This is a genomic window from Mesorhizobium kowhaii, from assembly GCF_042431665.1.
Lineage (GTDB): Bacteria > Pseudomonadota > Alphaproteobacteria > Rhizobiales > Rhizobiaceae > Mesorhizobium > Mesorhizobium kowhaii.
In genome coordinates, this window is record NZ_JBHLYT010000154.1 from 1 (window position 1) to 906 (window position 906).

2 protein-coding genes are annotated in these 906 nt (G+C 58.6%); both read left to right on the forward strand.

Translation table 11 applies throughout. The features are described from left to right. Positions 1-149: 149 nt before the first annotated feature. Positions 150-425: a protein NO VEIN domain-containing protein gene (locus tag ACFFNA_RS36490; protein WP_378924841.1), complete on the forward strand. Its 276-nt coding sequence runs from the start codon at positions 150-152 to the stop codon at positions 423-425. A gap of 269 nt (positions 426-694) precedes the next feature. Next, a partial coding sequence (locus ACFFNA_RS36495; protein ID WP_378924839.1) for a hypothetical protein occupies positions 695-906 on the forward strand: 212 nt, incomplete at its 3' end.

The window sequence follows — 906 nt, forward strand, 5'->3', positions numbered from 1 at the left end:
AGGCGCCACGGTGGTGCCGGGCAGTGATCCGAAGCCGGCGCCACCACCGGTAAAGCCGAAGCTGCACGACACGCCGCCTCCAACAAAGCCGTTCGATCCCGGATCGCGCACGGCACCGACGGCCTACACCGATCGCGATCTGGAACGCGATCGACTGGAAGACCTTCTTCGAAATGAAAGCGACCGGCCGCGCGCCACAGGGGTCGATCGAGATGTCCAACGCCGAATACGAGCGCGCCAAGGAACGCGGCAACGACTTCACCTTGGCTTTGGTCAGCGGCCTCGAAGATGGCTATCAGGACGAGGTGCGGTTGATATTCGACCCGGCCCGTCGCGCAGCCGTCCGCCCGTTGAACGGCGTGAAGCTAGTTGCATTGACAGAAGCGCCTTTGATTCTGATCCCGTTTGGGAACTCAGAGGATTGACCTGACTTCCTACCGTTTCTGTATTTGTCGGGGAAAACGAGCGCAGGATAACACCAAGCTCAGTTCCGTAAAAATCCAACGAAGGGATTTCAACAGGATTAACCTACAAATTAGATAGGCAATATTCTTTTTGCTGAGGATCTCGACTCCCTTGGTTCGCTTATGTATAGGCGCGCCGCATGTTCACGAGCGCCCTTTCTTTCGCACGCATATGACCCTCGCCACCTGGTGAGCGACGTCATTTATCGTGCAAAGAAAGGATCCAAATCATGGATATCGCCGCTCGTATCAAGCTGGCCATCGGTGCGCATGCGGGTCCGTTGCCCGAGTACGCCTCCCTCAGCGCCTTCGATCTTCGCTTCCGTGACGGGAACGCCGCCGACGGCTGGCATCTCGATGACGAGAGCCTGACGCGCGCAGGATACTACTGCACGTACGCCGCAGGGCGACGGCGGTCGTGCTCATGCCCGGATTTCCGTCG